The following is a 21,059-nucleotide window of genomic DNA, read 5'->3' as shown; positions in this document are numbered from 1 at the left end:
TTCAAATCCTCTCATAACAGTGGATTATACACATGATGCTGTATTATTGAACCTAGAAATGATTCGCGACTGGTATACTAAGGCAAAAATAAGAGTTTTTTTAGCTGATAATAACTTAGTCTTATGCATTATTTTACCATCCTTGACACTGATGAAATTTTTTTAGAATTTATTTAGTGGCAAGGTTAATTGTTGCTCAGGTGAACTAATAAATAAATTACATCCTCTTACAGATAGTAAAACATATATACATACAATTTGTGCAAGCAGTAATTGAATTTTCAGCTCAACTTGAGAAGTTCAAACTTGATAGAAAAAATTAACCTTTGTACTGTCATTTAGCTATCTAATGAATATATGTTTATTACTCTATATTAGCTACAATAAAAAGGATTTTATCAACAACTGAGTGCTTAGTTAGCGCAGAATATTTTTAAATTTTATAGCTACACACAATACGAATGGTTTTTAGGCTAGTCTGGTATAAACCTATTAATATCAACACCTTGTAATCTTCCATGTTTGGTGCGTTTATCATAATTGATATCTCGTTGATTATATTTTTTAATAACCTGATGCCCTTTATTATTGGCAGCGGTTTCTAAAGTTTTACAGTTATTGAAACTGCCAAGGCCTAATAAGGCTTTCTCAATATCCCTTGCTGCAAACAAACCAGAATCTTTATGGCCTTGCTCATGTTTCAGTAAAACCTGGTAATAATTATTAAAGGCTTTTCGAATAGATGGGTTAACTGTAAAGTTATCAGGAATTCTTGGCATGGTATAAGAAACATCCAACGAAGTTGATACAGAAGTAATCTTGCAGCTGTTGCCATCATTCCACCATTTAAAACGCCACTTAACATACCAGGCAGTATAACCTTTGTAACGAACACCATTTTTTAAGATAGGTGTTCTGTCATTCATTTCCTTTTCAATTTCTTTAAAAGACTTAGGGTAAATGTCATAAAATTTATAGCTAATTGACACATTGGGTTCAGCTTGTAGCTGTAGTGTCGAACATAAAAACACAAAAGGTAAATACTTGTTCATTGTACTGGTGGTGCTCATGTATATGTTGATACCAGACTGTAAATATAGCCAAAGCGAATGGTTCATGAGTGGGTATCAAATGAAGAAGGCTCATAAATGTGCGAGTAATAGGTGATTTTTACCATATCATGTATAAGCCGTTGTAGGTATTTTAGAGGAGTTAAATAAATAAAAACAAGGAGGAAGCGATGCACTTATTCCGTAATCATCTACTTTATCAGCACCTATCCAGGTGCCCATTCCAACAGCTATCTAAGCGCTTGTATTTAGTCGTTACGTTATTGATCAGTTTACTGCTAGTGGGAGCATCCAGTAGTGCCTTATCGGCTAATAAAGGGATTAAAGAGGAAGCCCGTCGAGTTATCTTTGTCGGCAATAACTGGGAGGGGATGATTGATGTTATCGATGCTGAAACATACGCCAAATTAGGACGTATCAATGGTGTTCCAGATAAAAGGGAGCGAATGAGGGAGATTATTTTTAACCCAATAAAGCTGTTGGCTTTCCAGGCAATCCGACATTTTATTGGTGAAGGTCATGACCAGCTTGTGGACGACATGTATAGTACAAGAGATGGGCGGCTGCTAATAGTATCCCGGCCCAGTTTTGCAGATGTAGTTGGCATTGATATCGCTACCAATGAAATAGCCTGGCGTTTTGCTGTTAAAGGTATTCGTTCAGACCATATGGCATTATCTCCGGATGGCACTCAGGTGGCTGTTTCTGCTTCAACGGGTAAAGTGGTTCATATACTGGATGTGGAAACCGGTGAAGAATTAGGGCAGTTTCCAAGTGGTGACTCACCCCATGAGAATGTTTACTCCAAAGATGGCAGTAAAATATATCACGCCAGTATCGGTATGGTATTTACACCTCTGGATGAGTATTTTCTGGACTTTACTAAGGGTAAACGCACATTTCAGGTTGTTGATACCAGGTCGCTAAAAATTATTAAGCAATTCAATATGGCGGATAAGTTAAAAGAGGCAGGTTTACATGGCTTGAGCCCAGCTATCCGTCCGATGGCTCATTCACCTGATGAACGTTTCTTTTATTTTCAATTATCATTTCTTCACGGCTTCGTTGAATATGATATGCAGGAGGACATAATAACCCGGATGGCACAGTTGCCTAACCTGGTGCCTGCTATGCCAATCAACCAGTATGTTAATGACTCGGCCCATCACGGTATTGCAATGAACAGTGCCGGTGACACTTTATGTGTGGCAGGTACCATGGATGATTATGTCGCACTGGTGAACCGTAATACGTTTGAATATCAGCTGCTGACTGGCTTGGGGAAAAAGCCTTATTGGGTTACCAGTGATCAAGCTGGAGAAAATTGCTATATTTCCTGGAGTGAGACCGATCAAATGTCTGTAATAAATTACAAGACAGGAGAAGAGGTTGTTCGTATTGATGTGGGGGATCACCCGCAACGAATTCGTGAAGGTTATGTGCCAATAGACTGGAAGGTACTATTTTTGTAACTAAAGCGAAATCTCTTTTTACAGGAATATACCCATTATGAATGATTTTTAGGTGTAAAAATAAAGTGGTATATACTCACAGCGAAGGGTTATTTAGGCGAGGCCACCAAGTGATGAAGCCCCAGGAGTTTAGATAAGCTAAATGACTGGGGTGAAGAGCGACGGTAACAAAGCCTAAAAATCATTCGCGAAGAGTATAATCAAAGGATTGAACTGCTTATGACCATAACGGTTGGGCTAACCCACCACACAGAATATCAATATGATAAAGCTGTGAGCATGTCTCCCCATGTTTTTCGGTTGCGTCCTGCACCTCATAGTCGCACCCTGATTAAAAGCTATTCTTTGAAAATATTTCCTGAAAAACACTTTATTAATTGGCAGCAGGATCCGTTTGGTAATTATTTGGCTCGGGTGGTATTTCTAGAACAAACTCGTCAATTCTGGTTTACCGTCGACCTGGTTGCTGATATGACGGTAATTAACCCGTTTGATTTTTTTCTAGAATCTTATGCAGACAATTTTCCCTTTGATTATGAACGACAGCTTAAGCATGACCTGTTGCCCTATCTGAAAACAGAACCCGCTTCTAAGGCATTTCAAACGTTGATTGACTCTGTAAAACCAAAGGAAGAACTGGTTACAGTGGACTTTTTAGTGGCAGTCAACCAGGCCGTTTTTAAGTCCATTGGTTACAACATACGGCTAGAGCCGGGTATTCAATCAGTGGATGAAACCTTAAAGCGAAAAATCGGCTCATGCCGGGATTCTGCCTGGTTATTAGTTCATCTGTTTCGTCAAATGGGGTTAGCTGCTCGGTTTGTCTCTGGCTATTTAGTGCAGTTAACAGCCGATGAAAAGTCGTTAGATGGCCCCAGTGGTCCAGAGCAGGACTTTACTGACCTCCATGCCTGGGCTGAAGTGTATGTGCCAGGGGCTGGATGGATAGGACTGGACCCAACCTCAGGATTATTTGCTGGTGAAGGGCATATTCCTCTGGCTTGCACCCCAGAGCCAGCCTCTGCTGCGCCAGTCACAGGCAATATTGATGAATGTGAAGCAGAGTTGAGCTTTCTTAATAAAGTCACTCGCATCCATGAAACACCACGGGTCACCAAACCTTACTCTGATCAGCAGTGGCTAGCTATTAACCAGCTGGGTGAAAAGGTTGATACACAATTAAGGGAGCTTGGGGTTGAGTTAACGATGGGAGGAGAGCCCACGTTTATTTCTATTGATGATATGGAAAGCCCGCAGTGGAACACGGAAGCAGATGGCCTGGAAAAGCGACAACTGGCGCATAACCTGTTTATGCAGTTGGAGCAAACCTTTGCCAAGGGAAGTTTACGTCATTATGGGCAGGGTAAATGGTATCCAGGTGAATCTTTACCTCGCTGGCAGTATGCCTGTTATTGGCGCAAAGACGGGAAAGCCATTTGGCAGAACCCTAAGCTTCAGGCAGATTTTAACCAGCCAGGCGATTACACAGAAGCGAGTGCCCAAGCATTTGCGCAACAGTTGATCTGCCAGCTGGGCTTAACTGAACAGGTGTTGGTAACGGCGTATGAAGATGTGCTGTATCACTTATGGCAAGAAGGGTGTTTGCCTGAAACTGTTTCACCCAAGCAGCCGGAGCTGCTCCAGGCAATGACCCGTAAAGGTTTCTTACAAAAAATGGAACGAGGCCTGGATAAGCCTGCAGGCTATGTGATTCCAGTACAGTGGGATTACCAGTTTGATGGCTGGCAGAGCTGTGTATGGTGTTTTAAGCGAGGTTACTGTTTTCTACTACCAGGTGACTCCCCCATAGGTTATCGGCTTCCCTTGGAAAGCCTGGGGGAGGCCGACTCAATAGAGGACAGAGACCCTGCTGATATTCCGCCAGAATACAGCGAAATCATTGGTAAGCAGCGAGGTTATGTTGGCAATCGGTTGCTTAAAACCGCGCTAAGTGTCGAGGTTCGTGATGGCAAACTCTATGTTTTTATGCCACCCCTCAGTTATTCCGAGCATTATTTGCAGTTGATACAAGCGGTGGAATGCGCCGCAGAAGCCTGTCAGCAGCCCGTTTTGCTGGAAGGCTACCCGCCGCCACCCGATAGCCGTCTGGAAAAATTTGCAGTCACACCAGACCCAGGTGTTATTGAGGTCAATGTTCAGCCTGCTTACAGCTGGCAGCAGTTGGTTGAGAACACCCAAACGCTTTATGCTCTGGCCAAACAGGCCCGCCTGGGTACAGATAAGTTTATGTTGGATGGTCGCCATACTGGCACGGGCGGAGGGAACCATGTCACCCTGGGTGGACCAACCCCAATGCAAAGCCCTTTCTTACGCAGGCCTGATGTACTGCGCAGCTTTATTACCTATTGGCAGCATCATCCTGGTCTTTCCTACTTGTTTTCCAGCTTATTTATTGGCCCTACCAGCCAGGCACCTAGGGTGGATGAGGCCCGTGATGAGCTGCTTTATGAGCTGGAAATTGCTTTTTCCCATATGCCTGAAGGAGAGGTACCCGCTCCATGGCTGGTAGACCGTTTGCTACGTCATTTACTGGTAGACCTAACGGGCAACACTCATCGTACGGAATTTTGCATTGATAAGTTGTATTCGCCTGATTCGGCTGCTGGCCGGTTAGGCTTGGTTGAGTTTCGTGGTTTTGAAATGCCGCCTCATCCCAGAATGAGCCTGATGCAAATGCTGTTGTTACGAACGTTGTTGGCTTGGTTTTGGCTGAAGCCCTATCACAAACCGCTGATTCGTTGGGGGACAGAGCTGCATGACAAGTTTTTATTGCCCCACTTTGTTAAGCAAGATATGGAAGAGATCTGCCAGGATTTACAGCAAGCAGGCTATAACATCCAGCTTGAATGGTTTGCGCCGTTTTTTGAGTTTCGGTTTCCGCTGTGTGGTTCCAGAGAAATTGACCATATTCACCTTGAGCTAAGAACCGCTATCGAGCCCTGGCATGTACTGGGAGAAGAAGCTACTTCACAAGGCACTGCCAGGTTTGTTGATTCGTCACTGGAGCGTGTGCAGTTACGAGTCAACAATATTCCGAAAGATCGTTACATTATTGCCTGTAATGGACGTCGAGTACCTTTGCATCATACGCCAACCAAGGGGGAGGCTGTGGCGGGTATTCGCTATAAAGCTTGGCAGCCTGCCTCCGGCTTGCACCCTACTATTGGAGTGCATGCACCACTGGTGTTTGATGTGTTCGATAGTTGGTCTGGACGATCAGTCGGGGGCTTTACCTATCATGTATCTCATCCAGGTGGTCGCTCTTTTGAGGTGTTTCCAGTTAATGCTTTTGAGGCAGAAGGGCGGCGGATTGCCCGATTCTGGAGTCACGGCCATACTCCTCCTTATGCACCACAACAAGAAAAACAGCAGCAAAATAGCTCTTTGTCGATGGCGAGCAAAATTAAACGTCAGTTGAGTCCTCATCCGGCAAGAGCGGACTTCACTTTACCCAAAGATGAGCGGATAAATACTGACTATCCTAATACTTTGGATTTACGACGACCTTCCAATTAATAAAGGCAGGCAGAATAGTGGATATAACCCAAGGGGTGTTAGACCCCGCGAGCTTGCCAGAATGGATGTCGCAATACCTGGTTCAGCACCCTGGCAAGGATGTAGCTGCTTTTCATTATCTACAGCACCTTAGTAGTGGGGATATTAATCACCGTGCCACTGAAATTAAGCGTTTATTGCTTAACAGTGGTTTTGTTGAAGGTGGAGGTAAGCGCTCATGGCAGCTGGATCCTTTGCCTTGGCTTGTGCCAGAAGCTGAGTGGCAGCAACTGGAACAAGGCGTAATTCAACGAGCCCGTCTGCTTGATGCGATTCTTCGTGATTTGCAGGGGGCTAGAGGGTTGTTAACCCAACGGCTGGTGGTGGCTGAGCAGTTGTTTGCTCATTCAGAATATTTGCGTGAACGCTATAGCTTACCTGTTGATGAGACAGGGTTGTTTTTAGTCGCTATGGATATTGGCCGAGACCATAACGGCCAGTTTTATCTGTTAAATGACTACTGCCAGGTGCCTGAAGGACTTGGGGTGTTATTGGAGCATCGGATTATTGCTCGGCGGATTATGAGTGAAGAGTTTGCCGAGTGCCAGGTTGAACGTATTGCAGATTTTTTTCATCACCTGCAACAGGCCATTAGCCAATCTACATTGACGCTTAGGGATCCTCGGGTGGTCATTCTCACTAGTGGCCCAGACGACCCTTACTATTCTGAGCATGCCTTTTTAGCCACTTATCTTGGTTACACGCTGGTTCGCAGTGCTGATTTGACGGTACGTAAAGGCAAAGTCTGGTTAAAGTCGCTGGATGGCCTGAAAAAAGTGAATGTGATTCTGCGCTGGATAGATGATCGCTTCCTGGACACGCTAGAGCAGTCGGACTTTTCCCAAAAGGGAATACCAGGGTTGTTGCAAGCGGTGCGCTCGCAAACAGTAAAGCTGCTTAATCCGTTTGGTAACGGTGTATTAATGACGCCGGCAGTTAGAAACCATGCTGCCCAGATTGCTCAGTATTTGTTAGGAGAGCAGTTGCTTTTAACCGAGCCTGAAACAGTAGCTGCTACGGCACTAGCAGAGGCGGATTGGCCAGGTTATGAGCTTTGTCGCTACTGGGGTTCTACAGAAAAGCTGGATGGGGAGTTGGAGTCAGATGAAATTCGGTCAGTCATTAATGCCACTCCTGAGCAAGTGTTTTTTCAACGTAAAGTTAATCTGACTGAAGCGCCTTTTTGGCAGCATAAACAGCTGCATGCAAAGCCTATGTTTTTACGTTGTTTTGCTCTGGTGCATCAAGGTGAAATCAGTGTTTTACCCTCAGCACTTTGCATGTCTCATTCGATGGATAACAATATCCTGATCAAAGATACCTGGGTGCAAACCCGGTCTCCTACCGAGTTGGCGCCAGTGTTACCCAAGTCACTACGTAAGACTTCAGACCTGGCATTGGTGGAAGGGCTTATCCCCAGCCGTACGGCTGAAAACCTGTTTTGGTTGGGTAGCTATCTTGAGCGTTGTGAAGATGTCTGTCGGCTATTAAGGTTGTTTATTGATTTATTTACGGAGCTGGCTATTTATCCGGATGCTAAAAGTCGAATTGCCATTGCCCGAATTAAATCAGCTATTGAGCAGCAACTATTACTTTATCCCTATAAAAGTGAATCTTTGCTGGAAACGGATACAACGACTTCTGCCTGTAAACAGTTAGCCCATCAATGTATTTACAGCCTTGAAATCACTGGCAGCTTGCACAGTACGCTCAGTGCTTTACTGGGCTCTACCATGCAGGTAAGAGAGTTGTTGTCTTATGATAGTCTGCGAATTGTCGAGAGCCTGGAAGTAGAAGCCCGGCGGCTAAAAAAAGAAGCTTCTTTTGTCGCTACTCATATGCTTCAGTCCATGCTGGATCGTGTCATTGGCTTGCTAATGGCATTTAACGGCTCGGTGGTGGACAGTATTTCTAACAGCAATGGCTGGTTTGTGCTGGATATTGGTCGGCGCCTGGAGCGCAGTACGCAGCTAGCCAGTATGGTGGCAGCATTGCTGTGTGATGAGCTGCCTGAAGCTCAGCAGCAAAGCCTGTTGGAAGCAGTGCTGGTGGCTCAGGTTAGTTCGATTACTCATCGTCGGCGTTATCGGATGTATCAGGGGGTGGATACAGGTATTGAGCTGCTATTGTTGGATGCTGAATACCCTAGGTCGCTGGCATTTCAGGTGAAAAAGCTGACTTCATTATGTAAGTGGCTGCCGAGTAAAAGTAATCCTGGCTTTATGAGTATTACGGAAAAAGCGTTATTGAGGCTGTTTGCAGACTGCAATTTAATTGATAGGCATCAGTTGTGTCAGGTAGAAGATGGAAGTCGTTTACAGCTGCAGCAGCTAATGCAAGTCGCTAAACAACACCTGGAGGCTTTTAAAGAAATACTCCAGGTGCAGTATTTTTCTCACACTAAAACGGCCCATAAACTTAATTGGTCAACTGATCCTGTGGGGCAGCTATGAAATATCAGATTAAGCATGTCACCACCTACCAATACAACGACAAGGTCAGCCTTAGTCAAAACCATGCTCGGTTAACCCCGCAAACGAATCAATATCAACGCTGTTTGAGTCATCAATTGGAAATTACGCCTAATGCTGATTATTTAGTGTATTTTCAGGATTATTTTAATAACCAGGTATCAGTGTTTGAGGTGCCCACCATGCATGAGCAAATGGTGGTAACTGCTAGCAGTGAAGTTGAGATTTTAGCGCCGCCCCAGTCATTGGCTGACCCACAATTAACGTGGGAACAAACGCGTGATCAACTCCAGCAGCCTATTAATTTGGCAAGCTTACAAGCAGCTGAATTTTGCTTGCCTACCTTTGCCACCCAACCCAATGCGGAGTTAAGGGATTATGCTGGTCAGTCGTTTGCCCCTGGGCAGCTAATTGTGGCTGGCTGTGAAGATTTAATGGCCCGTATTTTTAATGAGTTTACCTTTGACCCTGCATTTTCCACGACAAATACGCCAGTAAGTGAGGTATTTGAGCATAAACGAGGTGTCTGTCAGGACTTTGCTCACCTGGCTCTGAGTTGCTTGCGCAGCCTTGGTTTAGCGGCCCGTTATGTCAGTGGTTATATCGAAACCCTACCGCCACCAGGCCAGGTAAAACTTGAAGGTGCTGATGCCACCCATGCCTGGATTGCATTGTATGTACCCGACTGGGGCTGGCTAGACTTCGACCCCACCAACAACCTGCAACCCACCGAGCAACATGTCACCCTGGCAATCGGCCGGGATTTTTGGGATGTAACACCGCTAAAAGGCATTATGTTCGGTGGTGGCAGCCATCAATTGCAAGTCGCTGTGGATATGAAAAGGGTAGTGGATTAGTCTAGTACTAAGTCCTTAGCTCCCTCTCCTTTTGGGGGAGGGTTGGGGTGAGGGGCGAGTCTACTATTGTAAGACTCGTGATAGCAGTATTTATCTCCTCACCTAAAAACTCTTCGCATTGGGTATATTTGAAAAATGATTTTTTAAATTATATATGGGCATCAATCGTATTGACCATATTAATCGTCGTCTCCTTATGTATATTCAGTAGTATTTGGATTGGAGGGATACTGTTTTTAGGCTGGAGGCTGTTAAGAATTTATATGATTTCAAAAAAACAACTGGTAGCCGGTAGTGAACTTTTATAGGTTGGTTATTGTAATATTTATCTCTTTGCTTGCTCTGAAGACTTATGCAAGTGACGAGTTTGATCTTTATCTTTCTCATAAGGTGCGTTTAGTTAAAGTAAATGCAGATTATGCTGAAATTGTTAATGCTGGTAATAAAGTGTTTAGTCCTAAAGATAAACATGGCCATTACCAGCGCTTGCAACAGCTGTTTTGGGATACAAAAAGCATTTATTTAAGGTATGGAATACATGATAATCAAAGCAACTATTACATACTAAGTAAACGTACAAATCATTCCAGCAAACTATTATCTGAGCAGCAGTTTTATCAGCAATTAAGCAGATTAAATATACAAATTAACTGGATGGACGCAGATACAGCCTACAAGCATGCACTTCAGCTTGATTTGAATAGAGCTATGTATTACAGAGAGTTAGCACTAATTTTGGTTATAACCTTATTTATTGGTTTGGTTGTATACACACTTTTGATAATCCCTATCCAAATAGTACAGCAAGCTACTTCTAGAAGGAGTCTAGCGCAGAATACAGTCAAGCCCTGGAAAGTGGGGGTTCGGTATTTTACTCTGCTGATAATGGTTGTTTTATTTTTTAGAGCGTTTATGTGTAATTTTTATTTGTAGGGTTTAAGTGTTTGAATTAAGTCAGTTATGTATAATTAGAAGTGGTTGTTTGATAATCTTAATTGAAACGTCAGTACTATTTACATATTAAAGCATTAATTTAAATAAAAGTTACATTATTTATGCGTATATCGTTGTATATTGCGCCGCTTAACTACGGGAGCAATAAAAGGAAAGTAACATGCTTAAAAAAACAGCATTTGTCTTAGTCATGGCCACAGTCTCAGTTGTTAATGCTAATTGTTTAGACCGAATCTGTTCTGGGGGATTTGACAATATACAGGAGCCTATAGAGTTTGCTGCTTCAAACACTTTTGCAAATATTGCTATTGGCCGAAGTGATGGCAGAAGACCTGGTTTTGCTGAGCCAATTGAGTTTGCTAGTACGATAGTGAAGCCTGAAGTGGAGGCTTGCAAACATAACAAATGCCCTATGAATATAGTCAATATTTCATAGCACCTTAATGGAATCAGCTCTTGTTTTGCCACTTTTAGCTTGTCCGCTTAATATAACGGTATTATTAGCGGTGCCCTTATTAAGGTGTTGCTTTTTTGATAAAAAGTAGCCAATTACTTAGGTAATTTAATGAATAAGACAAAGCAAGTAATGATAAGGCAAAGCAAGGTCTGATAAACATAAGACAAACTTACCTCATTACCCTATCAAGTGTAAGCACTTTTTAAAGCCCATTTTATATAATTAAAAAGCTAATAAGTTACGTTGATTTAAAAAGAAAAATTTATAAATTCTGCAATAAAAATGTAATATTACCTTTGACTCCCTTAGCATTTATTTCGTTATGATGTTTCTTTCATTCAATGACTTGCCTGTATTACACTTCTAAGTGAAAACCCGTTAAATCACTGCTATTAATTAAGGGCACCGCTAATAATTGTTTGCTGTCTCTGGCCTTCTGGTAAATTCGTAATCAAGGCGTTAGTTTGAAGGCATGCTGGTGGCCTGTCGAAAACTAACAGCACTGAGTGCGGGTTTACCAGGCGGTCCAGAAAGGCGCTGCCTGACAGGCACTTGCACTTGTTGGCTTACACTTCGCAAGCCGTCTTATGCAAGACCCTGTTAGCTTGTGCAGAGGCCATAAACAATTATTAGCGGTACCCTTCAGATTCAAGAGTTTAACTGTTAACAACGAGGGAATGTTAATGACAATAGACTGGCAAGCGTATCAATGTAGTGGTTTTTTTGATGAATTGATTGATGATAATGGTCGGCCTCGCCAGTCTGGTCAAGCTCTGGTTCGGTTTTTATCAGAATTGTCTGCTGAAGAAATGGATTCTGCCAGGGCTGCAGCAGAACTTGCGGTAAAAGAAATGGGGATTACTTTTACCGTTTATGGTGAGGGGAGTTCCATTGATCGGGCTTGGCCTATTGACATTATCCCGAGAATTATCAGTAATGAAGAGTGGCAACAAGTAGAGGCGGGTTTAGTACAGCGGGTGCAAGCCTTAAACCTGTTTATTGATGATCTTTACCATGACCAGCAGATTATTAAAGATGGTGTATTTCCCCAGGAGCTAATTAATAAGTCAGTCAACTTTCGTCCGCAGTGTGTGGGTATCAGTCCACCAAAAGGAATTTGGGCTCATATTTGTGGTACTGATTTGGTCAGGGATAAAGATGGCACTTTTTATGTACTGGAAGACAACCTCCGTGTGCCTTCTGGAGTTTCGTATATGATAGAAAACCGCTCAGTAATGAAGCGGGTATTTCCAGATCTATTTGAGCAAATTTCAGTATTACCAGTTAGTGACTATCCCTCTCAGTTATTTGATATGTTGACAGCAATGTCACCTCGCCCACTTGATACTCCGGAAGTTGTGGTATTAACCCCTGGTATTTATAACTCCGCTTATTTTGAGCATTGTTATCTGGCTCAGGAAATGGGGTGTGAATTGGTTGAAGGCAGGGACTTAGTGGTTAATGATGATGATTGCGTTTATATGAAAACCGTTTCTGGCTTACTGCGGGTGGATGTAATTTATCGACGAATTGATGATCTGTTTTTAGACCCAGAAGCATTTAATCCAGATTCTCAGCTAGGTGTGCCAGGTTTATTAAGGGCTTGGCGAAAAGGCAATGTAGCGCTGGTAAATGCTCCAGGTGCTGGCGTTGCTGACGATAAAGTCGTTTACACTTATGTGCCAGATATTATTCAGTATTATTTAAGTGAATCGGCAATTTTACCAAATGTACATTCTTACCGTTGCTTTGAGCCTGATGACTTTAATTATGTAGTGGAAAATATAGACAAGCTGGTGGTGAAGCCAGCCAATGAATCAGGGGGATATGGGTTATTGATTGGTCCTAAATCCACGCGTGAAGAACAGTTGAAGTGTATTGAGCAAATTAAAGCTGACCCTCGGAATTTTATTGCTCAGCCAACGCTGAGTTTATCAACGGTACCTACTTTAGATAAGGAGCAAGTGGAAGGACGGCATGTGGATCTAAGGCCCTTTATTTTATCTGCTGGTGAGCAAACTTATGTGACAACCGGTGGCTTGACTCGGGTAGCATTGGTGAAAGGCTCTCTGGTGGTGAACTCCTCTCAGGGCGGGGGTAGTAAGGATACCTGGATTGTTGAAGAGGAGGGGCTATAAATGTTGTCTCGAGTAGCAGAAACGTTATATTGGATGGCCCGTTATGTTGAACGAGCAGAAAATATTGCCCGTTTGGTAAATGTTAATAATTTGTTATTAATGGATTTACCTAAGGGTGTGTCACCAGGTTGGGAGCCATTAATAGATATTATTGGCACGCGCGAGCCATTTCGTGAGTTGTATGATGATTTTTCTGAAAACAGTGTACTTGAATATTTGATTATTGAAAAAAATAATCCGTCGTCTATTCTCAGTTCGCTATTAAAAGCACGGGACAATACCAGAACGGTAAGGGAAGTAATACCACGACAGGTGTGGGAAGCAATTAACAGTAGTTATTATTTTGTTAAAGAAAATGCCCAGGGGGCATTAAGCAAGCGTGGTCGTTTTTTCTTTATGAAGCATGTGGTGGAATCTGCCCATTTAATTTTTGGTGCACTGGATGCTACTTTAAACCACAATTTAGGTTATACCTTTATTCGTTTTGGCTCATTGTTGGAGCGAGCCGATATGACTTCTCGAATAGTTGATGTACGTTCAGCAAGGTTAATTCATAACCAAACATCCCGTCCTTTTGAAAATATTCAGTGGATGAGTGTATTGCGCTCATTAAGTGCCTATCAAATGTATCGTCAACAAATGGGGGTAAGGGTAAGGCCGCGTGAAGTACTACAGTTTATGTTAAAGGATAATTTGTTTCCCCGTTCGGTATTGTTTTGTTTAAATACTTTACGCAGATTAACAGAGGATATGCCCAACAATACTGATATGGTGGATAGAATAGAGCATAGTATTAATGAGCTACGTGCTCAGGACGCAGCAAAACTAAAGGATACGAATGTATTGCACCTTTATATAGATGAGTTACAGATAGACTTGGCGGATATTCATCAGCAGTTATCAGAACAGTATTTTTTGCATTAAGGGCACCTCTAATAGGCCATAAACAATTATTAGAGGTGCCCTTGAATAAAGAAAGCGGTAATATAATTATTGCTTTACTTACTATCGGTGTACTTATTACATTGGTGGTGATGTTATTATTTTATAGAGCTAAACAAGAAACCGCTGAAATTATACTAACCCGTCAATCTTATCAATGTGAAAATAATAATTGTCGAGTAAAATACAATATATTAAGTCGAGCAGAAGTTAAAAAGCAGATTTTAATAATTATTTATATTTATACCATAATAAATGGTGATGATGTTCTGATAGAAGAGCTGCAAAGAAAAGTCATTATTCCTCGAACATATAGTTTTCATTATTTTACATACGCATACCAGAAGAATAAACCAAAAAAAATTAAAGTAAGCCTGGAAAAGATAGAATAAAAATGTAAGTGCCTACTATTTATGATTGATTGTTAATAAATGTTTTCCCCTATGGGTGCCAATAAATTACAATTATTTAGCTCATGAATATATGAGTGCCTAATTTTTGCTCAAAAAAATAGAGGCAGATATAACTGCCTGTTTGAAATAATCATGTTGGAGTAGTTAATTAATGAAAAAAATAATAACAATAACAACTTTTGTCGCATTAGCGGCCACAACAACAGGTGTAGCAGCCAATACTACAAAAGATTCCTTAGCCATTAAATATGTAAATCAGTTTGACCTAGTATGGTGGGATAAGAAGTCTGGTGGTAAGTATAATGGTAGTTATTATCGGCCAAAGCTTCCTACTGGCTACTACCGATTAGGACATTATGCTAAAGCAGGTTACAGTGCTCCAACGGAGTCTGTTGCTGTGGTAAAGGAAGTGAAGCCAGGTTCTTTAGCTAAACCGGTAGGTTATACCAGAGTTTGGAAAGACTCAGGTTCTGGTGCGAAATGGAATGGCTCATTCTGGCAGCCAAACCCGCCGACTGGTTACAAGTGCCTTGGCGTTGTTGCCCAGCGTGGCTATCATGAGCCTTCCATAGATGAAATCAGGTGTGTTAAGTCCAACCTGGTGGTGTCAGCCAAAGCAGGTCAAGTAACGTGGACTGATAAAGGTACTGGTGCTAACAAGAAGTTTGGTTCTTGGAAAATAGTGCCGAACCATCCTGATGGCCTCGATATGAATTTATTTGTAGCAAGATCAAGCCGTACTGCTCCTTCATCAAGCCTACTATTTAATGTATTAAATAAAAATGCAGTGGTTGATCAAAAGCTAACAAAATCAGAAATTTTGGCGTTAATCAAGAAACATGGGCCGATTTTATATCTTCATCCTAAGGAAAAATATAAGTTAGACTCGCCATTTTATTATATGAATAATGCTTGGTTAGTTAATGAAAAAGGCAGTAAAATTCAAACTTCTTTGGCTTCTTTTGAAGATGATTATAACTACATAAAGTCTGCAGATAATATTAGTGGGAGTTCTGCTAACAGTATTTGGCTTAAACCAAATAATCTATCAGCATTGAAATCAGGCAACATTGGTAGAGCAAAGTCAGTTGTGCATATTAAAAATGTTTTGCCAGGTTACACAGATATTCAGTTTTGGTTTTTTTACTCATATAATGGACCTGGTACTGCCAAAGTTAGGTTAGGTGAGATATATAGTCATGCTGGTGAATTAAAACCATTTGGTGAACATACAGCAGATTGGGAGCATGTTACGCTTCGCTTTGATAACTCATCTAAAAAAGTTACTTCAGTTTACTTTGCTCAACATAATTATGGTGAAGTTAAATTAGCTAATCAGGTTGATTGGGATAACAATCATCTGGTTATTTATTCTTCCAAAAATGGCCATGCGAGCTATTCCGGTAAAGGAAAAAACTCTCATCGTGTACTGCATAAATGTACAGGAAGAATTTTGGGGCAGTGTACAGGGCATTTAGATGTTGATCTACTTAACTATACGGATAAAGGCAGTCGTTTCAACAGTTATGAAAAAGGCAACTTTTATGTTGTAAACTATGAGCAAGCTGGTTGGGCAGAGCTTAAATTTAGATGGGGGCCACAAAAAGAAGCAAGAATGTCTGTTAATCAGGCAAGAAAAGTAGCAGTAGACTTTTTTGGCCCCTTTATAGGTAATTCTTTAGCGGGCTTGATTGGTAGCTCTTTATTTTCTTATTTTTATAGTGAAGACCAAAATGCTCCAAGTAATATAGGTACAAAAAGTAGCTGGAATGAAAATGAATTTTAGTACTAGCTAATTGATATGAAAGGCCCTAATAAGGGCCTTTCATATTATACTTATGATTAAAACTATAATATTGAGCAGCTTATGGCAGTATTGATAAGTATATCATTACGAGGCTATAGGTGAATGAAGGCTATTTTATAATGTTATCACCAGCTTCTTCTATAACGTCATTCGGAATATTTAAGCCAAATTTTTTCGCTTTTACTAAGTCGATTGCAATGCCAGTAGCAGGCCAGACAGGGATGATATTTTTGATTGATTCACCTTCGAATAAACGTTTAATCATGCGTGCAGCTTTTTTGCCTCCCCAAATTAGGGATGGGTAAATAGAGGCAGTAGCTCCCCAGGAGTCCATTACATCATTTTTACCTAAGCCGATCAGTGGCTTAGTGGCGTGTTTATAAACTATTTCAGCAAATGGTTTTTGTCCACCCATCATATCATTAGAAGAAATAAATGCGTCAACTATTTCATTTAGCTCTAATATGTGCTCCTTTGCAAATGAGGCCATACGCTTATGACCTCCTTCACTTTTAACGAACTTTACTTTTCTGAATATGATTTTTATGTCTTTAAACTCTTGTAAATTCAACATGTTTTCAACCCACTTCTTATAACTATGTGCTTGAGGCATGTCTGCATAAATAATTGCAAATATTTTGGCTGTTGGCATGACTCTTCTGATAAATCTAAATCGGTCGTCTACTTTGACTGGATAACTTACTCCAGTGAAATTAGCCTTTGGAGGACTTATAAAATCATCAATTACACCTTCACCAACAGGGTCAGTGATATTACCAAATACAACATTGACAGAAGGGCTATTAAAAACAAGCTGCTTAAAAGCTCGTGTAGCAATGGTACCATTGACAAAAACTATTCTATATCCTTGATCTTTATGCGTTTCCCAAATATGGAAAGCTCTGCCTTCATAATGAGCTAATGAATAGTAACTAATTTCAAGATTTTTATGCTCTTTATAGCCAAGCCTGGATAGCTCTTCTATCATTGACTCACGAAGAATTCTGTATAACTCGGCCTTTTGGGAGTCAACCACTAATAGTTTGTGTACTTGTTTGGGTGTGTAATTGCTACTAGCACCTGGTACGGCAAGGGTAATTGATATTAAAGCTGTGGCAATAGCTAATACCGTTTTCATTGTTTATGTGGCCAACTTTTACACTAACTATTCATAATAGTAGTTGTTATTGAGAGGCTCGTAAGCTTCCGATTATGCCTTGCACGAAAGATGTATGGGCAAGAAAGTTAACAAGTGCAACTCAAGACCAGAGCTTGAGTAGAGAAGGAAGTATGTTGTAATAGTAAATACTATTGAAGATTTGTTTGCAGCCCAGCAGACTATATTACGCTTGGTTATCTTAACAGTAAGGCTAGGGTATGAATATATCAGAAAATCAGCAGGTTAGAGAATTTCTTAATGATATTGGGTTAGTTTCTCCTGAACAGTTGGATATAATTAAGTCAATTAAAAAGCTATTTAATAATACAGGCCAGAGTTTGACTGAAGAGATTAAATATGGCGGCCTAGTTTTTGTTAAGTCAAGCTCATTGGTAGGTGGCATTTTCCCATATAAACAACATATTTCCATTGAGTTTAGTAATGGTGCTGACTTTTCAGATCCATCAGGGTATTTAGAAGGTAAAGGTAAAAGAAGAAGACATTTAAAAATACACGAGATAAAAGATATTAAAGAAAAAAATGCCTCATTCTATATAAAGCAAGCAACAAGTGGGTAGTAAATTATCAGTCCTAAGTTGTATTAGTTAAATATATTTTTTACAAAAAGCAATAAAAAATATCATGAATAACTTCTCCTTACTGGCCTAAATTCTGCCTTTTATAAAGGGCACTATTGCTTACTATACCAGCTATGAGGAGTAAATATGAGAAGTTTATGGTATACGGCGTTATTTTCCGTGGTGTTTTCAGTTGTGAGTGTAAGTACTCATGCAAAAACCCCTGACGGTATGACGCCAGCTGAAGAAACAGTTTGTGACGTTTTAATAGATGCTACCCCTGGTCTATTTGGACTATGTAACGCTTATTGTGAGGCGCAGGACTTAGGTCCAGATTCTAATAAGAACTCAATGGAGCAACTTTTGAGTAATTACAATAAGAAAAAAACTGAAAATGATCCTGACATGCCTTGCTTAGCTGTAGTAGAACCTGAGCCAGAATGTCCTTGCTGTCATTTAGTGAAAAATTTGCCTGATATGTGTACAACTGTTACAGATGATGGCGTTTTTATTAGTGTAATATTTGAGGGAGGATCTGCATCTGTGAATCTGGGCCGTGGTGCTTGTAGCTTTACTGACGCTGATACAATGGAAACGGTCAGAATGCAATCTGCAGAAGATATTGAGGTATGTTATAACATATTGAAGAGTTGTCCTCCTATAGAGCCACCTAGAGATACCTTTTAAAACAGTTACTTTAGCCTCTTACCCAAAAGGTAAGGGGCCAAACACTTTCCTTTTTTCTTTTTTATAATAGTGCCTTCACTTGTCCTGTATTTAAAGCCTTCTTCATACTAACGTTAATAGTCGATTAGAGTTTAACCATTAATTGATACATTGGATATAAAATAGTTTTATGAGAGGGTAATACTTGTATCAATTTCATTTATATGGTTGTATCAAATAGTTTTTTTATGAGAAGCTAATTAATGAGAATTTTATTATTACTCTTACTATTTTCTGTTAATGCGATTGCTGATGACTTTTATCAATCACTAGCAAGTGCTGCTGAAGAACGAACACAGCATGATATCACCTACGATGGTTCTTATTATGTTATTGACTACCCCAATGGTGATGTGCCTGAAAATATTGGTGTTTGTACCGATGTTGTTATCAGAAGCTATCGAACACTCGGTATCGACTTACAACAAGCTTTGCACCTAGATATAAAAAAACAATTTAGTGCATACCCGTCTAAACGAATTTGGGGGCTGACAAGGCCTGACAAAAATATTGACCACCGGCGAGTACCAAATTTAAGAGCATTTTTTACCCGGCGTGGTGAAAAATTACCTGTGACAGAAGAGGGCGCTGACTATAAACCTGGAGAGCTGGTAACCTGGACGTTACCTGGTAACTTACCCCACATAGGCATTATTTCTAACCAGAAATCAGCGGATGGTAAGCGTCCATTGGTAGTTCATAATATTGGGGCTGGTCCGGTACTGGAGGATATGTTGTTTGTTTATGAGGTAACAGGGCGTTACCGATACAAACCGGACTAATATATGGAATTTAATAATAAGTTTACTGAAATAACGACAGGTGTTACGGATTTTATTCTTGCTATTTTTGCTGTTTTTGTGATTATTCAGTTATACAAGGAAGTTAGATTAAATCGCTGGAAAATATCATTATGGTGTTTTGTACTAGGGCTAATCTCAATCGCCGCTTTATTGGGTGCTGTAGTACATACTTTTGAACTTTCAGATACGACTCGTCAGCTACTTTGGAAGCCGATTAATTTTTCACTTGGTTTAGCCGTTGCTCTTACCGGTTTGGGTGGTATATACGACTATTGGGGTGAAAAAGTAGCAACGAAATCTCTGGCGGTAGCAATTGGGCTAGGAGTAAGCTTTTTTCTGGTAACACTTTTTGTAGATAAAGGCTTTGTTGTATTTGTGCTTTATCAAGCAGTTGTTATGTTAGGAGTATTCATTATTTATTTAATGCTGGCTGTTCGCAAGCAATTACCTGGTGCAGGGATTATTGCTTTAGCTGTGAGCGTAAATATTATAGCGGCTTTGGTTCAGCAAAGTCATTTATCATTAACGATAATTGTGCCGCTTGACCATAATGGATTGTTTCATATTATTCAAATGGTTGCTATTGGCTTACTTGGCTGGGGGCTAAAAATAGGAATTAAAAGAAATACTACGTTTATTAAGAATGAAGGGGCAATACTAAGTAACTAAACTTACCATGAATAATGACCCAAACCTTGGTGAATCCAAGGCTTGGGTGAAGTGAACCAGGTTTATGCAGTGGCTACACCAAGTATGCCAAATAGGAAGAATAGCCCAACCATTACAATAATACTGACAACAATTGATATGATATAAGCAATAATTGCTTGGCCCCATGAGCTGTCATAAACAAATTTTACAACGACAATACCAATAATAATACCTAATAGAGCACCTATAGGAAATACCAAAGCAATTAAAAAGCTGACTATTATAGAAATTAGAGTTGCACCAATAGCTTTACCAAAACTACGTCCTTTAATTTTGGCAACATTAGCACCTACCATAAGAAAAAGAGATGCAACGACTAACATTATAAGCATCATGACAATGATCATGCCAAAGCCAAAACCAGCGAGAGCAGCATCCATAGTAATATTATCCTGTAATTGTTAACTAATAATTATCAAAGTAGCACAATGGGTAGCCTTCGCGAGGTTTTGGTGAGGGGAGTATGATTATTTTGACAGTTGGTCTAAGGTTTGATGAATTTCATCCACTGAAGTCCAAGGGGATAAGTTGAGTACTTTAATACCATTGCTTAGTTTAAGTGGCTTTGCCAACCGGTTCTGTAAATAAACGGCTAGATAAGGCATACACATTTTTTTTAGATTTGAGAATAGCTGCGAGTGAAGTGTAATTTGATTAACTATAATACTAAACCAGTCAAAACTCACTTGGTCTGAGTCTTTACTACAAAATGATAAACTGGTTAAAAAAATATTATAATGATTACTCGTTTCTATCTCGAGTCTTCTTAGAAACTCATAGTCCCTTGCAGAATAGCAGTGGTTTTCACTAAGAATAGTGATAGTTAGTTGATGCATTTGTGAATAGTATGCATTTAAGTAAGTCTGAAAAACTACCATAGCATAGCCTCTAACGAGTTTTTATGAAGATATTGTTATCTCCTTAA

General features: G+C 40.5%; 18 protein-coding genes. 14 read left to right on the top strand and 4 right to left on the bottom strand.

The annotated features are described in order from the left end of the window. Positions 1-473 precede the first annotated feature (473 nt). Positions 474-1,070: a DUF922 domain-containing Zn-dependent protease gene (locus ORQ98_RS20365; protein ID WP_274690664.1), complete on the bottom strand. Its 597-nt coding sequence runs from the start codon at positions 1,068-1,070 to the stop codon at positions 474-476. Positions 1,071-1,240: 170 nt separating this feature from the next. Between ORQ98_RS20365 and ORQ98_RS20360 the strand changes: the two genes are divergently transcribed. The 10 genes from ORQ98_RS20360 (at position 1,241) to ORQ98_RS20315 (ending at position 16,136) form a co-directional block, all read left to right on the top strand. Next, positions 1,241-2,542, top strand: coding sequence for a YncE family protein (locus ORQ98_RS20360; protein ID WP_274690663.1), 1,302 nt, complete (start codon positions 1,241-1,243; stop codon positions 2,540-2,542). Between the two features lie 219 nt (positions 2,543-2,761). Then, a complete protein-coding gene (locus ORQ98_RS20355) occupies positions 2,762-6,079 on the top strand; it encodes a transglutaminase family protein (RefSeq protein ID WP_274690662.1) in 3,318 nt (1,105 codons plus the stop codon). Between the two features lie 17 nt (positions 6,080-6,096). Further along, positions 6,097-8,571, top strand: coding sequence for a circularly permuted type 2 ATP-grasp protein (locus ORQ98_RS20350; RefSeq protein WP_274690661.1), 2,475 nt, complete (start codon positions 6,097-6,099; stop codon positions 8,569-8,571). Further along, entirely contained in the window at positions 8,568-9,446 is an 879-nt protein-coding gene (locus ORQ98_RS20345) for a transglutaminase family protein (RefSeq protein WP_274690660.1), read from the top strand. The genes ORQ98_RS20350 and ORQ98_RS20345 overlap by 4 nt, the downstream gene beginning before the upstream one ends. A gap of 294 nt (positions 9,447-9,740) precedes the next feature. Further along, on the top strand, positions 9,741-10,379 hold the full coding sequence (locus tag ORQ98_RS20340) for a hypothetical protein (RefSeq protein WP_274690659.1): 639 nt from the start codon (positions 9,741-9,743) through the stop codon (positions 10,377-10,379). Positions 10,380-10,560: 181 nt separating this feature from the next. Continuing rightward, positions 10,561-10,836 carry a hypothetical protein gene (locus ORQ98_RS20335; protein WP_274690658.1) on the top strand — a complete coding sequence of 92 codons (276 nt, stop codon included), beginning with the start codon at positions 10,561-10,563 and terminating at the stop codon, positions 10,834-10,836. Between the two features lie 704 nt (positions 10,837-11,540). Continuing rightward, positions 11,541-12,995, top strand: coding sequence for a circularly permuted type 2 ATP-grasp protein (locus ORQ98_RS20330; RefSeq protein WP_274690657.1), 1,455 nt, complete (start codon positions 11,541-11,543; stop codon positions 12,993-12,995). Next, entirely contained in the window at positions 12,996-13,919 is a 924-nt protein-coding gene (locus ORQ98_RS20325; RefSeq protein WP_274690656.1) for an alpha-E domain-containing protein, read from the top strand. 41 nt (positions 13,920-13,960) lie between these two features. Then, positions 13,961-14,329, top strand: a complete 369-nt coding sequence (locus ORQ98_RS20320; RefSeq protein WP_274690655.1) for a hypothetical protein — start codon at positions 13,961-13,963, stop codon at positions 14,327-14,329. 172 nt (positions 14,330-14,501) lie between these two features. Next, on the top strand, positions 14,502-16,136 hold the full coding sequence (locus ORQ98_RS20315) for a Vps62-related protein (protein ID WP_274690654.1): 1,635 nt from the start codon (positions 14,502-14,504) through the stop codon (positions 16,134-16,136). Positions 16,137-16,266: 130 nt separating this feature from the next. Here ORQ98_RS20315 and ORQ98_RS20310 read toward each other — a convergent pair whose 3' ends face one another. Continuing rightward, on the bottom strand, positions 16,267-17,145 hold the full coding sequence (locus tag ORQ98_RS20310; RefSeq protein ID WP_274690653.1) for an ABC transporter substrate-binding protein: 879 nt from the start codon (positions 17,143-17,145) through the stop codon (positions 16,267-16,269). A gap of 389 nt (positions 17,146-17,534) precedes the next feature. Between ORQ98_RS20310 and ORQ98_RS20305 the strand changes: the two genes are divergently transcribed. The 4 genes from ORQ98_RS20305 to ORQ98_RS20290 all read left to right on the top strand — a co-directional run bounded on the left by ORQ98_RS20305 (position 17,535) and on the right by ORQ98_RS20290 (position 20,092). Continuing rightward, positions 17,535-17,894, top strand: a complete 360-nt coding sequence (locus ORQ98_RS20305) for a DUF1801 domain-containing protein (protein ID WP_274690652.1) — start codon at positions 17,535-17,537, stop codon at positions 17,892-17,894. 147 nt (positions 17,895-18,041) lie between these two features. Beyond that, a complete protein-coding gene (locus tag ORQ98_RS20300; RefSeq protein WP_274690651.1) occupies positions 18,042-18,581 on the top strand; it encodes a hypothetical protein in 540 nt (179 codons plus the stop codon). Positions 18,582-18,823: 242 nt separating this feature from the next. Then, complete coding sequence (locus ORQ98_RS20295) at positions 18,824-19,402, top strand: DUF1287 domain-containing protein (protein ID WP_274690650.1); 579 nt, start codon at positions 18,824-18,826, stop codon at positions 19,400-19,402. A gap of 3 nt (positions 19,403-19,405) precedes the next feature. Continuing rightward, entirely contained in the window at positions 19,406-20,092 is a 687-nt protein-coding gene (locus ORQ98_RS20290) for a DUF6962 family protein (protein ID WP_274690649.1), read from the top strand. A 62-nt stretch (positions 20,093-20,154) separates the two neighbouring features. Here the strand turns inward: ORQ98_RS20290 and ORQ98_RS20285 are convergent, their stop codons facing one another. Beyond that, the gene (locus tag ORQ98_RS20285) at positions 20,155-20,514 is read right to left on the bottom strand and encodes a hypothetical protein (protein ID WP_274690648.1); all 360 of its coding nucleotides are present in this window, start codon (positions 20,512-20,514) and stop codon (positions 20,155-20,157) included. Positions 20,515-20,601: 87 nt separating this feature from the next. After that, on the bottom strand, positions 20,602-21,012 hold the full coding sequence (locus ORQ98_RS20280; protein ID WP_274690647.1) for a hypothetical protein: 411 nt from the start codon (positions 21,010-21,012) through the stop codon (positions 20,602-20,604). Between the last annotated feature and the right edge of the window lie 47 nt (positions 21,013-21,059).

The organism is Spartinivicinus poritis (assembly GCF_028858535.1).
GTDB lineage: Bacteria > Pseudomonadota > Gammaproteobacteria > Pseudomonadales > Zooshikellaceae > Spartinivicinus > Spartinivicinus poritis.
This window is presented reverse-complemented; position numbering and strand designations above follow the sequence as displayed.

Bases quoted from the DNA above. Each gene is read 5' to 3' on its own strand.
- ORQ98_RS20345 (WP_274690660.1), top strand. From the start codon at position 8,568: ATGAAATATCAGATTAAGCATGTCACCACCTACCAATACAACGACAAG.
- ORQ98_RS20335 (WP_274690658.1), top strand. From the start codon at position 10,561: ATGCTTAAAAAAACAGCATTTGTCTTAGTCATGGCCACAGTCTCAGTT.
- ORQ98_RS20365 (WP_274690664.1), bottom strand. From the start codon at position 1,070: ATGAGCACCACCAGTACAATGAACAAGTATTTACCTTTTGTGTTTTTA.
- ORQ98_RS20290 (WP_274690649.1), top strand. From the start codon at position 19,406: ATGGAATTTAATAATAAGTTTACTGAAATAACGACAGGTGTTACGGAT.
- ORQ98_RS20305 (WP_274690652.1), top strand. From the start codon at position 17,535: ATGAATATATCAGAAAATCAGCAGGTTAGAGAATTTCTTAATGATATT.
- ORQ98_RS20280 (WP_274690647.1), bottom strand. From the start codon at position 21,012: ATGGTAGTTTTTCAGACTTACTTAAATGCATACTATTCACAAATGCAT.
- ORQ98_RS20330 (WP_274690657.1), top strand. From the start codon at position 11,541: ATGACAATAGACTGGCAAGCGTATCAATGTAGTGGTTTTTTTGATGAA.
- ORQ98_RS20325 (WP_274690656.1), top strand. From the start codon at position 12,996: ATGTTGTCTCGAGTAGCAGAAACGTTATATTGGATGGCCCGTTATGTT.
- ORQ98_RS20285 (WP_274690648.1), bottom strand. From the start codon at position 20,514: ATGGATGCTGCTCTCGCTGGTTTTGGCTTTGGCATGATCATTGTCATG.
- ORQ98_RS20360 (WP_274690663.1), top strand. From the start codon at position 1,241: ATGCACTTATTCCGTAATCATCTACTTTATCAGCACCTATCCAGGTGC.
- ORQ98_RS20310 (WP_274690653.1), bottom strand. From the start codon at position 17,145: ATGATAGAAGAGCTATCCAGGCTTGGCTATAAAGAGCATAAAAATCTT.
- ORQ98_RS20355 (WP_274690662.1), top strand. From the start codon at position 2,762: ATGACCATAACGGTTGGGCTAACCCACCACACAGAATATCAATATGAT.
- ORQ98_RS20315 (WP_274690654.1), top strand. From the start codon at position 14,502: ATGAAAAAAATAATAACAATAACAACTTTTGTCGCATTAGCGGCCACA.
- ORQ98_RS20300 (WP_274690651.1), top strand. From the start codon at position 18,042: ATGAGAAGTTTATGGTATACGGCGTTATTTTCCGTGGTGTTTTCAGTT.
- ORQ98_RS20295 (WP_274690650.1), top strand. From the start codon at position 18,824: ATGAGAATTTTATTATTACTCTTACTATTTTCTGTTAATGCGATTGCT.